The organism is Vreelandella piezotolerans, assembly GCF_012427705.1.
GTDB lineage: Bacteria > Pseudomonadota > Gammaproteobacteria > Pseudomonadales > Halomonadaceae > Vreelandella > Vreelandella piezotolerans.
Map to the genome: position 1 here is coordinate 3,787,849 of NZ_CP048602.1, position 12,238 is coordinate 3,800,086.

The window sequence follows — 12,238 nt, forward strand, 5'->3', positions numbered from 1 at the left end:
CATAAACATGCCGTAGGGTGAAGAACTTATGCCATGTACGTACTTTTTTGCGACGCTACTCGTTTCTTTATGATGTCGACATGACTCCCCCACGGCTACCTCTTTCGCGTCAGCCGCTGCGCCTCATTCATGACCGTATTGCCACTGGCCTGATTACCGCCGGTGGTATCGGTGTTCTATTGGCCATTCTTGCCATTGGCGTGTTTCTAATATGGGAAACGCTACCGCTGCTGTCGTTTGGCGACACCTTATCTCTCAGCACGTTATCGCCACTGGCATGGGGTACGCTCAAAGCGGCCCTCGCTGCCATGCTGTTCGCGACCCCCATCGCGCTGGGCGCGGCCATGTACTCGGCGCTGTTCATGTCGGCACGGCTACGCAGCCGTATCAAGCCGCTATTGGAACTTATGGAAGCCATTCCCGGCGTGGTCGTGGGCTTCATTGCCGGTTTGCTGCTGGCACCTTGGGTAGAGCGTCATCTCGCCAGTACGCTACTGGTGTTTATATGGCTGCCGCTAAGCGCTGGAGTGGCAGGCTCGCTCTGGTATTTCGCCGGTTCGCGTGTGCGTCGGTGGCTGCCGCTCTCTTGGGCGGGCCTCTGGCTGATGCCTTGGCTCGCCATCATGATCACCTTGGCGCTGTGGTTGGCACCGCTCTTGGAACAGCTCTGGTTCGGCGGCGACCTACGGCTCATGCTCGATCAGCAGTACGGCCTCGATTACGCCACCCGTAACGCGCTGATCGTGGGGATCGCCATGGGGTTTGCGGTGATTCCTAGCATCTACTCGCTGGCCGAGGACGCGCTCGCCGATGTGCCTGCCAGCTTGATGGAGGGCGCTCAAGCACTGGGTGCCAGTCGCTGGCAGGCGCTGTGGAAAGTCGCGCTGCCTACCGCAGGCCCAGGAGTCTTCTCGGCCGTCATCATAGGTGCCGGGCGCGCGGTGGGCGAAACCATGATCGTCTTGATGGCCAGCGGCAATACCGCGCTGCTCAGCGCAAGTCCCTTCGAAGGGTTGCGCTCGCTATCGGCATCGATTGCTATCGAGCTTCCAGAAGCCGCTCCCGGTGGGATGACCTATCACCTACTGATTTTTGCAGCTCTGACGCTGTTTCTCTTTACTTTTTTGGTTAACACCCTTGCTGAGATGGTGCGCCAACGCCTACGTCAGCGCTATCAGCGCATCGGTGGGAGTCGCTAATGCGCTGGCACCGGAAGCCCCCCCGCCTTACGTCCGTGGGCAGCCTGTTGTGGCCTTGGCTATGCGCCGCTAGCGTTGCGCTGTCGCTGCTGATGCTGGCAACACTTCTGACGTTGCTGGCCGCCCGTGGCCTGGGCCACTTTTGGCCTGCCACGCTGGAACAAGTCACTCTGCGCTCTGGGGAGACGGTGATCGGTCAGCCGGTGCGGGAAGCCCCGCTGCCCAACGCAGCAGGGACAGAACGCCTCTACTTTACCGGCAACCGGGATCTTGACGGCGACAGCTGGCGCTGGGTCGCCCTCGGCGATATCGCCGCCGTTGCGGAGCCCAACGACCTCATCCGCTTGGAGCGTGCTCCATGGGGAGACTTCATCGGGCGCCTAGACGTCGTCGAGAGCGCAGGTCAGCGTTTTGAGGGTGAGGCTGCCTGGGCATTCGTTGCACAAGCGCTTAGATTGCCTGACGGACAACGGCCGATCGCACGGCTGCAGCTCACTTCCGCCCAGGGCGACACCGTGAGCCAACCGTTAGCGGGCGTCACTCGATTTCAAGCACCAAACGCCATGTCCTGGAGCCAAAAAGTCGCCGTTTGGTGCAAGCGTATATGGCAATTTCTTAGCGAAGGTCCCCGCTCGGCCAATACCGGCGGCGGCGTGTGGCCCGCCATCTTCGGTACGGTCATGATGGTGATGCTGATGTCGGTCATCGTGACGCCGTTTGGCGTACTGGCCGCCATTTATCTCAATGAAATCGCGCATCAAAACCGCCTGACTCGCTTGGTGCGTATCGGCGTACGCAACCTTGCCGGTGTGCCGTCGATCGTTTACGGAGTGTTTGGCTTGGGCGTTTTCGTTTACGGGATCGGGGGCTCCATCGACAGCTGGTTTTTCGAGGATACGCTGCCTTCCCCCACGTTTGGCACAGGCGGTCTGCTCTGGGCATCGCTGACCCTGGCGCTGCTCACCCTGCCGGTCGTCATCGTGGCCACCGAAGAGGGCCTGGCACGCATTCCCGATGCGCAGCGAGAAGGTGCGGTCGCACTGGGCGCCACCCGCCTGGAAATGCTGGTCCGCGTGGTGCTGCCCATGGCGACCCCGGCCATGCTCACCGGCGTGATTTTGGCCGTGGCCCGAGCCGCTGGCGAAGTCGCCCCGCTGATGCTGGTGGGCGTCGCCAAGCTGGCTCCCCAAATGCCTGTGGATGGCGAGTTTCCCTACTTGCACCTAGAGCGCAAATTCATGCACCTTGGCTATCATTTATTTGATACCGCTTTTCACGGCGAAGATGTCCAGGCCGCCATTCCCCTGGTGTTTGCTACTGCGCTGCTGCTCGTATTGATCGTGCTCGTGCTTAATCTAACTGCCATATTTCTGCGTCATTATTTAAGGCGTCAACGAGGAAACGAATGCTAGCGTTATCGTCCGCCAACCCGCCTCATGCATCGGTGACTCGCTTTACTGCCGAGACCTGCTGTTTGAGCATCAACCAGTTTCACCTCGCCTATGCGGGGAAAACGGCGTTGCGTGACCTAACGCTCGAGGTGCCTCGCCACCGAGTCACCGCTTTCATCGGCCCGTCGGGCTGCGGAAAATCGACGTTACTGCGTGCTATCAATCGGCTGCACGATCTTAACGAGTCGGTGACGCATCGAGGTCAGATTCAGCTGGAGGGTCAGGACATTCACGCCCCACAGATGAACGTCACCGAACTGCGTCGCCGTGTGGGCATGGTGTTTCAGACGCCCAACCCATTCCCAATGTCCATTTATGAAAACGTCGCCTTTGGGCTGCGTTTGCAAGGGCGCATGCCCAAGCGCAAACGCGACGACATCATCGAGTGGGCATTGACGTCCGCGGCTTTGTGGGACGAGGTGAAAGATCGCCTGCATCGCTCGGCGTGGCAGCTATCCGGGGGTCAGCAGCAGCGTTTAGTGATTGCCCGGACGCTCGCCGTACAGCCCGACGTGCTGCTGCTCGACGAGCCCGCCTCGGCGCTGGATCCGATCTCGACGCTGAAAATCGAAGAGCTGATTCGTAACCTGAAATCCCAGCTCACGCTGGTATTAGTGACGCACAATATGCAGCAAGCCGCACGGGTATCCGACTACACGGCTTTTTTGCAGCAAGGTGAACTCGTTGAATACGGGCCAACGGATCAAGTGTTCACCAACCCGCGTTTACAGCGCACCGAAAATTACATCACCGGCCGCATGACCTAGGCCCAACCGACGTTACGTCAGGAGTGCTCAATGGATATTACGAGCGATACCCACAGCCAGCATATCTCTCGCCAGTTCAACCAGGAGCTGGAAGAGCTGAAAACCCACCTGATGGCCATGGGCGGTCTGGTGGAAAAACAGGTGCAAGATGCCGTTCACGCGCTGCTGGAAGGCGACAGCCGTCTCGCCGAAAAAGTGCGTGACAACGACCGCCAGGTCAACGACCTGCAGCTACAGATCGATGACGAATGTACCCGCGTCCTAGCGCGTCGTCAGCCAGCCGCCTCTGACCTGCGCTTGGTACTAGCGGTCATTCGCGCCACGTCGGATCTCGAGCGGATAGGCGACGAAGCCAGCAAAATCGCCCGTAACGCACTTTTGCTGAGTGAGAACAGCAGCAGTATTCGTGGTTTGGTAGAAGTGCGACATATCAGTGAACACGTGCGTAAGATGCTACGCGATGCGCTGACGGCCTTTGCCCGCTTCGATACCGAGCTTGCCATGCAGGTCGTGCGGGAAGACGAGTCCGTGGATGACGAATACGGCAGCGCCATGCGCTCGCTGATGACGTTCATGATGGAAGACTCGCGCTCGATCAGTTCCGTGTTGAGCATCATGTGGGTTCTCCGAGCATTGGAGCGCGTGGGCGACCACGCCAATAATCTGGCGGAGTACGTGGTCTACCTGGTGAAAGGCTTGGATATTCGCCACAGCGACCCCGACACCCTAGATCAGAAGATGCTGAAAAAGCCTTGACCTGACAGGTCATTGCTCCTGCAATACGCCCAGATGACTCATCTGGGCGTTTTTAAAGGAGACAACATGGTGGATGCCATCACGGCGTTGAGCCAAGGCACGCGTTTGGTGTATCAAAAAGGGCTGCGGCGCTACATTTTCCTCCCCATCCTGGTCAACCTCATCGTCTACGCCAGTATGCTCAGCGTCGTATTCCAGGGCTTTTCAGGCTGGTTGGATAGCGCCATGACCATGGTGCCCGGTTGGCTGGAGTGGCTCTCCTGGCTGATTTGGCCGCTCTTTTTCGTTAGCCTGCTGGTGGTGATCTTTTTCACCTTCACCCTCGTGACTCACCTCATTGCCGCACCGTTTTACGGCTTTCTTGCCGCAAAAGTCGAGCGACAAGCCACCGGGCGGGAACCGCTGGACGATCGCGGACTGGCTAAAACGGCCATCGACGCACTGGGGCGCGAGCTGGTCAAGCTGGGCTATATTCTGCCGCGCATGGCGGCGCTGTTCATGCTCAGCTGGATTCCCGGCCTCAACCTACTTGCGCCGCTTTTGTGGGCGCTGTTTTCCGCCTGGGTGATGGCGATCACCTATCTGGATTATCCAATGGATAATAACAAAGTCACGTTTCGTGATATGCGCAGCCGCCTCTCGCGACGCTGGTGGCCCAGCCTTACCTACGGCGGGTTGATCATGCTGGTTACCTGGATTCCCCTTGCCAACCTGTTTTTGATACCCGGCGCCGTCGCAGGAGCAGTGCTCATGTGGGACGGGCATTATCGCGGCACACAGGATGTAGTGAATCCTTGACGTCGCGTCAGTGGGAGGCATAGACACAAAAAACCCCGCCTAGGCGGGGTTTTAGGGATATAGCGCTGAGCTTACCAACGGATACCGTCACCTTCGTCGCGGTTCAGCTCATTGGCGTCATAGCCCGTTTTGCGGGTGGCTGTATCGGTTGAGTCGTTGGCGCTGCTAGACGTAGAGTAATCCAGCGTGTCACCTTCGTCATGGATCAGGTCACTAGTAGAGTACTGGGCCGGACCTGACGTATTGTGCGAACTTGGCTCGATAATATCGTGACCTGCAGAACGGTCTTTATTCAATTCAATGGACGTGTGGGCAAAGGCCATTGGACTTGCAACCAAACCGAATGCAACGCTTAGAACAGCCGTCTTTTTCGCTAACTCGTTAAATAACATCGCTACGTACTCCTTTAACGTGGAGCCAGTCGGCGTAGGCCAGAACCAGAACACATGAGCGCCTACGACTAATGGCTAACTTAACACCTAGTTAGTGCACACAAGATGCCAAATTACATAGAAAATAAAAAATTATTTTATAAACATGTATTTATACAAATTAAATTGCGCGCAATATAATGCAGCAACGTCAAAAATACCTCAAATATATTGTGCAATAATGACACATGCGCCGTGTACGTGGCGCAGAATGACTCACCTTAAGAAAGATTCCGCAGACTTTCATGCAGGCTCGTTCTAAAGAAAACCTTACATACCCTCTGCATATGCCGCAGGCACAAAAAATTAGACCCCGCAGGGCGGGGTCTTAGTCACTCTTACTTGTCAACGATACTGACGTCTGGCTTCCTATCCTTTTGCGGGGTGCCAACCTTGGTATATCCCCTGACCAGCGTATTGATCGTTATCTGATTCTTTCCATGAATCTTTGAGCATCCTTGCTATAGGACATCCTTGCCCCTTAAATGCTCACTCCTAAGCGTAAGAGTTTTTAACAGCTTTGCAAATAAATGTTACAACTTACATGCCGCTATTTTCTTCCGGAAGCTCTTCGGTGCTGTCGTATGTCGCATCCGAGTCATCGCTCATGGAATTCGGCTCCATATCGCTGGCGTTATCGCCTTCGTCATGGGTTAAATCTTGGTTGCCATGATCAGATGTCATTCCAGTATTGCTGGATTGAGATTCTACCGGCTGCTCATCTGGAGAAATATTGTCGGCCGGGTCAGCAGGCTCTTGGGCAAAAGCCAATGGGCTTGCTACCAAACCAAACGTTACACCTAAAATACCAGCTTTCTTGAGTAGTTCCTTGGACATCATATTCCGCCTCCTCGATCGCTGTGAAATACCGCTTTAGTAAGGAAGAGCGACTTCATGTCTTACCAGTTCCTGCGGTAATCTTCCTTACCAGAATTTTTGCATCCGACATGCCAAAATTTCAAAAAAATAGAAAAATACATATAAATACAATAGTTTATAAAAAAATAAAGCCATGCCAAAATAGCTTCAGCCGCGATTTCATAGCGAGTTAATTGGCTACATATGGCACATGCGCGGTGTTTGACCATGCTTACATGCCAATATGACACACTTGTACATAGATTATGCAAATCGACGAATGAGGAAGGATTGAGTGTACGAGGTGAGGCCGGTGAAACAAGTGGCCGAGCGGCGTTTTTAATCGTTGACCACCCGAGTGGCCGGGAATACGCAACGGAACAGTGCCCCTTCACCGGGCAACGACTCCACTTGGAGCTGCGCATCGTGGCGCAGGAGAACGTGTTTTACAATGGCCAGGCCCAGCCCAGTGCCACCGGTGGCGGTGCTGCGGCCCTTATCGACGCGGTAGAAGCGTTCGGTGAGACGCGGGATATGGACCGGATCGATCCCTTCACCGTCGTCGTCCACTTCGATGCAGGCACTGCCATTGGGCAGAGCCGCCCAGCGGAGCGTGATTTGACTTCCCTCCGGCGTATAGCGCACTGCGTTGAATGCCAAGTTGGAGATCGCACTGCGCAGCTCCTGCTCACTGCCGATTAGGCGCGCTTCGCAATCGAGTACGATCTGCACGCTGTGTTGCTGGTGAGACAGCGCCAGCGCATCGCGGCGAATACTCTCCAGCATCGGCCCGACGGCAAGCGGCTGGTGATCTTCTCCCCCTCGATCGATTTCGAGCCTAGAGAGCAGTAGCAGGTCGTTGACCAAGTTCTGCATGCGCTTGGTCTGCTCCTCCATTTGACCGATGCCTTTGCCCAAACGGGGCGGCAGCAGCTCTTTCAAATCGCCATAGGTTTCCAAGTAACCCGACAGCACGGTCAGCGGTGTGCGCAGCTCGTGAGACACGTTGGCTACGAAGTCACGGCGCATCTGTTCGAGGCGATGCAAGCGCGTAATGTCCCGGGCCATGACCAAGCGCTCGTCATCACCATAGAGCGTGATTTGATACTGCAGAATACGCCGCTCATCGATGGGTGAGGTGAGTGTTAGCGGCTCGCCATACTCCCGGGCATTGAAGTAGCTAATGAAGCGTGGGTCGCGCAGCAAGTTGGTAATATGCTGCCCGCGGTCATGGGCGGTTTGCAGGCCCAACATCTCGGTAGCCGCGCTGTTCCACCACTCTAAATCACCATGCCGATCCAGCATCACGACGCTATCACGCATCGCCTCCGAGGATTCCTGAATACGCGCAAGGGTCGCCCGCAGGCGGCTTTGCGTGATGCGTTGGCTCTTTTGATAGCGGTAGAGACGATCGAAAAGCTCACCCCAAAGCCCCGTTGCCGCGGGCGGCTCATCGTGAGGGTGAAGCGTCAGCCATTGGAACAGCGCCTTTAATTGGCGCAAGTGATAAATCAAACAGAATAAGAGGCCAGCGGCGAGCCCCACACCGGGATACCCCACCAGCCACCCCAGGCACATGCCCAATAGCGCCAGCCAGGTAATGCGCCACCATTCACGGCTCCACAGGCGCACGACTACACCCGAGCAGAGAAACGATACCCAGTGCCCCGCACTGTTTGAATCAAATTCTGGTGCGCCTCCCCTAGCGCCTTACGCAACCGGCGAATGTGCACGTCCACCGTGCGCTCCTCTACGTACACGTTGCCGCCCCACACCTGATCGAGAAGCTGGCTACGGGTATAGGCACGCTCTTGGTGGGTCATGAAAAACTGCAGTAATCGATACTCGGTAGGGCCCATCTCTAGCGCCTTGCCATGCGCGCTAACACGATGGCTCACCGGGTCTAACAGCAGCCCATTGATTTCGATGGGATCTTCCACGCCGCGCGGGGTCGCCCGACGCAGAACGGCTTTCAGGCGCGCTACCAGCTCACGGGGCGAAAACGGCTTGGTGATGTAATCGTCGGCGCCCGCTTCCAGACCTTGGATCTTATTATCCTCTTCGCCCTTGGCGGTCAGCATGATGATCGGCAGTTCCGCAGTAGCCTCTTCGCGCTTGAGACGGCGTGCCAATTCGATGCCGCTGGTGCCAGGCATCATCCAGTCCAGCAGCAGCAGGTCGGGCTGATGATCTACGACCATCGCGTGGGCATCCTGGGCGTTATCCGCTTCAAGCACGCGATAGTCAGCCATTTCCAGCGCCACAGCGATCATCTCGCGAATGGGCGCCTCATCATCGACGATCAGTACGGTCTTGGCGGTCATTCCAGGGCCTCACGGTGTGCTAAGAAAGCTCATGTATGCGAAAACGGTTCAATGACATGTCTGTGACGATAACACCATGACTTAATGACAATTCTATGACACCCAGCAATATTAGCCAGCCACGGGCCACTCGCTTAGAGCAATGCCGGTAAAGACCAAGAGCCCCGACCAGTGATTATTCAAAAACGCTTGGAAACAGCGATCACGCTCCCGGTGAACGATCAAACGCTGTTGATGGGCAAAGGTTACCGCCATTCCGACCACACCGAGCCAGAAGAAACCGCCCAGGCTCGCCATCAGCCCCACCCAAATCAACAACGCTAGGGTGGCAAGCTGCAGCAAGCCAATGATGAGACGGTCGGCACTGCCAAACAGCACCGCCGTGGATTTGATGCCGATCTTCAGGTCGTCATCGCGATCGACCATGGCGTACTGGGTATCGTAGGCCACTGTCCATAGCACGTTAGCGCTGAACAGTAGCCACGCCACGAGTGGCACCTCGCCGAGCACGGCGCCAAACGCCATCGGAATCGCCCAGGAGAACGCCGCCCCCAGGACCACTTGGGGAAAGTGGGTATAGCGCTTCATGAAAGGATAAATGAACGCTAGCAGCACACCGCCGAAGGAGAGCAGCACGGTAAACCAATTGGTCAACAGGACCAACACGAAGGCCGCCGCCACCAGCGCCACGAACAGCAGCTGCGCCTCGGTTTCACTAATACGGCCGGTGGCCAGCGGCCGCTGCCGGGTGCGCTTTACATGGCCATCGAAGTGGCGGTCGGCGTAGTCGTTCACCACGCAGCCTGCCGCGCGCATTACGTACACCCCGGCAATGAAGATCAGCAGTACATCGCGGCCCGGCACCCCGTCCGAGGCGATCCACAGCGCCCATAGCGTTGGCCACATCAACAGCCAAGTACCTATCGGCCGGTCCAAGCGCATTAGCTGTAGGAAATCGGTCAGGCGGGCCCACCCGGTTGGGCGCAACAGAGAACGGTCCATGCTCATGCTTACCTCGTCGAAAAAGTCGCTGCGTTAGCCTAGCGCGACGGCAGGCTCAGTGCATCTGTCATGGTGGATAAAAAGTACTCCTGCACCAGCAACGACAGCCCGCCGTGCTCAAAGACGGAGCGCCGCCCCCAAAGGCTACTGGCCGACGATCCCAGCGTCAGCCGGTTGAATGGCGGCGCGGCCGACGTTACTTCCAGCGGCCCGCGCACCAAATCAGGCTTCTGGAATAGCCAGCTGCCTAGCGAACGCTCACCTAAGTTGCCCAACCCTTTGCCCTGCAGGTGGTGAAGCGATGCCACCGAACGCGCCACGACCCACGGCGTTTCATCGATACACAGCGCCACCTCACGCAGCCACGCATAGCGGCGGTGTGCAATGCCCAGGGCAAGGGCTTCATCGCGCTGGGGCAGGCCGATGGTCTGGCGCAACACGCGCACCCGAAATGCGCCCGGCTTACCGGCGGCCATCAGGCGGGCGGTCAACGAATCCGTGGAGGCGACCCACTGCCACCAAGGCGCGCTCATGGCTGGCCGAGCAGCGGCCACCGGCAGCCACTGAGGAAAGAGTGAAAACTCGGGGGCGGTCACCTAGGCCTCCAGGGCAGTCAATTGAGAGTGAGCTAGTGTAACATGGTGGTTTGTAGGCTTTTGTTCCACCGACGTCAGGGGACGGTATGCCCAACTCACACACGACCTCTTCCACGCCCTCTCCTCACTCAACTGCTCTGGCGATCGTCGGAACCGGCATGGCAGGCGTGGGGCTAGCGCGTACCCTGCGACGCCAGGGAGATACACGCACTATCACGCTGATCAGTGCAGACAGCGGCGATGACTACAGCAAGCCCCTGCTTTCCACCGGCTTTGCCAAACGCCTCGGCCCTGACAAGCTCGCCCAGCGCGATGCCAGTGCACTGGCAGACGAACTCAATGCCGAGGTCATTACCCACACCCAAGTGACGCATCTAGATGTGGATAACCAAACGCTACACCTGAGCAGCGGCGCCACGCTTCGTTACGATGACGTGGTGCTGGCCACCGGTGCCGCCCCTCGCAGGCCATTCAGCGTGCCCAGCGCACTGGCGGAGCGCTGCTTTACCGTCAATGACTTAGACGACTACCGGCACCTGCATGAAGCACTCACTCAGCCGAGCCGCGTGGCGATCATTGGGGCCGGGCTCGTTGGCTGTGAATTCGCCAATGACTTGCACGCAGGCGGACACCAACTCACCGTAATCGCGCCGGAGAGCGCCCCACTGCCGCGGCTGCTGCCCGAACCACTGGGTCATGCGCTGGCCAATGCGTTTCACGCGGCAGGCATTCGCCTCGCACTAGGGCGCAGCTTGGACACGCTTTCCCAAGCGGCCGACAACGCCGTAGCTTTGCACTTGGATAACGGCGAGCGGCACGCGGTAGATCTCGTCCTCTTCGCCACCGGCTTGATACCACGCACGGCGTTAGCAGAGGCCGCTGGCCTAACCGTAAGTGCCAGCGGCATTCACGTCGACCGCCACCTCCGCACTCGCCAGCCTAACGTTTATGCCCTGGGTGATGCAGCCTGTATCGACGGTGTGAACGCCATGTATGTCCAGCCGCTGCAAGCCAGCGTTAAAGCGTTGGCGGCGACGCTCACCGGCACGCCTACCGCGGTTCGCTTTGGCGCATGGCCCGTGGTGGTCAAAACGCCGCTACTGCCCATCGTGGCCTACCCCCCAACGCAGCCACCCAAACGCTGGCGAATCGAAGGCGACGGTGACGATTTCACCGCCTTGGCCGAAGATAAAGACGGTCGTTTGATTGGTTTTGCGTTGACAGGCGGCTGTGTGAGAAGGAAAGTGGAGCTTTCCAGAGCCGCCCCCACCCTGCTAGGCTGATTTTCGCCGCGTTCGCGACTAGGCTAAAAAAGCTCCGCCTGCTGGGGTAAGCCGAGCAACCAACAACATTGATGTCTGTTTTTTCACAAGGGAGATTCCTTTATGCGCAAACCTGAACTCGCTGCCGCGATTGCTGAAAGTGCTGACCTGTCCAAAGACAAAGCGGGACAAGTGCTCAACGTCATTCTGGACGAAATCACCAACAGCGTCGCCAAGGGCGAAGACGTCGCCTTGATCGGTTTTGGCACCTTTACCGTTCGCGAGCGCGCTGCCCGCACCGGTAAAAACCCGCAAACCGGCGCACCGCTGCAGATTCCGGCCAGCAAAAACGTGGCATTCAAGCCAGGCAAAGCGCTCAAGGACGCCGTTTCCTAATGAAGCTTTCGCTGACGCTGTGGCTGCTGGGCTTTATGCTCAAGCGAGCCCTGCGCCGCAAGCCGCGCTTTCGTGAGCAGCTCGAGCGCATGCGCGGCCTGGACTGGGGTGTCGCTACGGAAGACTTAAGCACCGCCCGCTACTACCGGATGGCGCCTAACGGCATCACCACCGGCAAGGGGTTGCCCGTCGATCTAGATCTTGAGCTGCGCTTTCGCGATCAAGACGCGGCGCTGCGTATTCTCAAGAAGCCTACCCAGCAGGCGTTTCTGGACGGCATGGTGGCAGGAGACGTCCGCCTCGTCGGCGACTCCTCCGATATGAACAAGCTGCAAAAATTGTTGAAGTATTTGTAGCAAGCTTTGCGGCATGGAACGAACAGTCAAGGGGCAATCCCG

Annotated in this window: 14 protein-coding genes; 8 read left to right on the top strand and 6 right to left on the bottom strand. The window is 57.7% G+C overall.

Going from position 1 to position 12,238, the window contains the following annotated elements:
- Nucleotides 1-80 precede the first annotated feature (80 nt).
- The 5 genes from GYM47_RS17425 (at nucleotide 81) to cysZ (ending at nucleotide 4,971) form a co-directional block, all read left to right on the top strand.
- Nucleotides 81-1,199 carry an ABC transporter permease subunit gene (locus tag GYM47_RS17425; RefSeq protein ID WP_139526106.1) on the top strand — a complete coding sequence of 373 codons (1,119 nt, stop codon included), beginning with the start codon at nucleotides 81-83 and terminating at the stop codon, nucleotides 1,197-1,199.
- Nucleotides 1,199-2,611 (top strand): phosphate ABC transporter permease PstA, encoded by a 1,413-nt coding sequence (gene pstA / locus GYM47_RS17430; protein WP_153843571.1) that lies wholly within the window; start codon nucleotides 1,199-1,201, stop codon nucleotides 2,609-2,611. Before GYM47_RS17425 ends, pstA begins: the two co-directional genes overlap by 1 nt.
- Entirely contained in the window at nucleotides 2,605-3,417 is an 813-nt protein-coding gene (gene pstB, locus GYM47_RS17435; RefSeq protein ID WP_153843572.1) for a phosphate ABC transporter ATP-binding protein PstB, read from the top strand. The genes pstA and pstB overlap by 7 nt, the downstream gene beginning before the upstream one ends.
- Nucleotides 3,418-3,447: 30 nt before the next feature.
- Nucleotides 3,448-4,173: a phosphate signaling complex protein PhoU gene (gene phoU, locus GYM47_RS17440; protein ID WP_139526109.1), complete on the top strand. Its 726-nt coding sequence runs from the start codon at nucleotides 3,448-3,450 to the stop codon at nucleotides 4,171-4,173.
- A gap of 66 nt (nucleotides 4,174-4,239) precedes the next feature.
- Nucleotides 4,240-4,971, top strand: a complete 732-nt coding sequence (gene cysZ / locus GYM47_RS17445) for a sulfate transporter CysZ (protein WP_139526110.1) — start codon at nucleotides 4,240-4,242, stop codon at nucleotides 4,969-4,971.
- 71 nt (nucleotides 4,972-5,042) lie between these two features.
- On the opposite strand, the gene GYM47_RS17450 is transcribed toward cysZ, so the two are convergent.
- From GYM47_RS17450 to GYM47_RS17475, 6 genes are all read right to left on the bottom strand, one after another.
- A complete protein-coding gene (locus GYM47_RS17450) occupies nucleotides 5,043-5,363 on the bottom strand; it encodes a hypothetical protein (protein WP_139526111.1) in 321 nt (106 codons plus the stop codon).
- Nucleotides 5,364-5,942: 579 nt separating this feature from the next.
- A complete protein-coding gene (locus GYM47_RS17455) occupies nucleotides 5,943-6,242 on the bottom strand; it encodes a hypothetical protein (RefSeq protein WP_331250800.1) in 300 nt (99 codons plus the stop codon).
- Nucleotides 6,243-6,599: 357 nt separating this feature from the next.
- The gene (gene phoR / locus GYM47_RS17460; protein ID WP_139526112.1) at nucleotides 6,600-7,892 is read right to left on the bottom strand and encodes a phosphate regulon sensor histidine kinase PhoR; all 1,293 of its coding nucleotides are present in this window, start codon (nucleotides 7,890-7,892) and stop codon (nucleotides 6,600-6,602) included.
- A gap of 2 nt (nucleotides 7,893-7,894) precedes the next feature.
- Entirely contained in the window at nucleotides 7,895-8,584 is a 690-nt protein-coding gene (gene phoB / locus GYM47_RS17465; RefSeq protein ID WP_054640735.1) for a phosphate regulon transcriptional regulator PhoB, read from the bottom strand.
- 111 nt (nucleotides 8,585-8,695) lie between these two features.
- Entirely contained in the window at nucleotides 8,696-9,586 is an 891-nt protein-coding gene (gene ubiA, locus GYM47_RS17470) for a 4-hydroxybenzoate octaprenyltransferase (protein ID WP_153843599.1), read from the bottom strand.
- Between the two features lie 38 nt (nucleotides 9,587-9,624).
- Nucleotides 9,625-10,182 carry a chorismate--pyruvate lyase family protein gene (locus GYM47_RS17475; protein WP_231125625.1) on the bottom strand — a complete coding sequence of 186 codons (558 nt, stop codon included), beginning with the start codon at nucleotides 10,180-10,182 and terminating at the stop codon, nucleotides 9,625-9,627.
- Between the two features lie 86 nt (nucleotides 10,183-10,268).
- Here GYM47_RS17475 and GYM47_RS17480 point away from each other — a divergent pair, with 86 nt between their 5' ends.
- From GYM47_RS17480 to GYM47_RS17490, 3 genes are all read left to right on the top strand, one after another.
- On the top strand, nucleotides 10,269-11,465 hold the full coding sequence (locus GYM47_RS17480) for an NAD(P)/FAD-dependent oxidoreductase (RefSeq protein WP_153843573.1): 1,197 nt from the start codon (nucleotides 10,269-10,271) through the stop codon (nucleotides 11,463-11,465).
- A 102-nt stretch (nucleotides 11,466-11,567) separates the two neighbouring features.
- Entirely contained in the window at nucleotides 11,568-11,840 is a 273-nt protein-coding gene (locus GYM47_RS17485; protein WP_018918476.1) for an HU family DNA-binding protein, read from the top strand.
- Entirely contained in the window at nucleotides 11,840-12,196 is a 357-nt protein-coding gene (locus GYM47_RS17490; protein ID WP_044629301.1) for a hypothetical protein, read from the top strand. Before GYM47_RS17485 ends, GYM47_RS17490 begins: the two co-directional genes overlap by 1 nt.
- Nucleotides 12,197-12,238 lie beyond the last annotated feature (42 nt).

Coding starts and splice junctions, on each gene's coding strand:
- GYM47_RS17455 (WP_331250800.1), bottom strand. CDS start 6,242: ATGATGTCCAAGGAACTACTCAAGAAAGCTGGTATTTTAGGTGTAACG.
- pstB (WP_153843572.1), top strand. CDS start 2,605: ATGCTAGCGTTATCGTCCGCCAACCCGCCTCATGCATCGGTGACTCGC.
- GYM47_RS17480 (WP_153843573.1), top strand. CDS start 10,269: ATGCCCAACTCACACACGACCTCTTCCACGCCCTCTCCTCACTCAACT.
- phoB (WP_054640735.1), bottom strand. CDS start 8,584: ATGACCGCCAAGACCGTACTGATCGTCGATGATGAGGCGCCCATTCGC.
- GYM47_RS17425 (WP_139526106.1), top strand. CDS start 81: ATGACTCCCCCACGGCTACCTCTTTCGCGTCAGCCGCTGCGCCTCATT.
- cysZ (WP_139526110.1), top strand. CDS start 4,240: ATGGTGGATGCCATCACGGCGTTGAGCCAAGGCACGCGTTTGGTGTAT.
- GYM47_RS17450 (WP_139526111.1), bottom strand. CDS start 5,363: ATGTTATTTAACGAGTTAGCGAAAAAGACGGCTGTTCTAAGCGTTGCA.
- GYM47_RS17485 (WP_018918476.1), top strand. CDS start 11,568: ATGCGCAAACCTGAACTCGCTGCCGCGATTGCTGAAAGTGCTGACCTG.
- GYM47_RS17490 (WP_044629301.1), top strand. CDS start 11,840: ATGAAGCTTTCGCTGACGCTGTGGCTGCTGGGCTTTATGCTCAAGCGA.
- pstA (WP_153843571.1), top strand. CDS start 1,199: ATGCGCTGGCACCGGAAGCCCCCCCGCCTTACGTCCGTGGGCAGCCTG.
- ubiA (WP_153843599.1), bottom strand. CDS start 9,586: ATGGACCGTTCTCTGTTGCGCCCAACCGGGTGGGCCCGCCTGACCGAT.
- phoU (WP_139526109.1), top strand. CDS start 3,448: ATGGATATTACGAGCGATACCCACAGCCAGCATATCTCTCGCCAGTTC.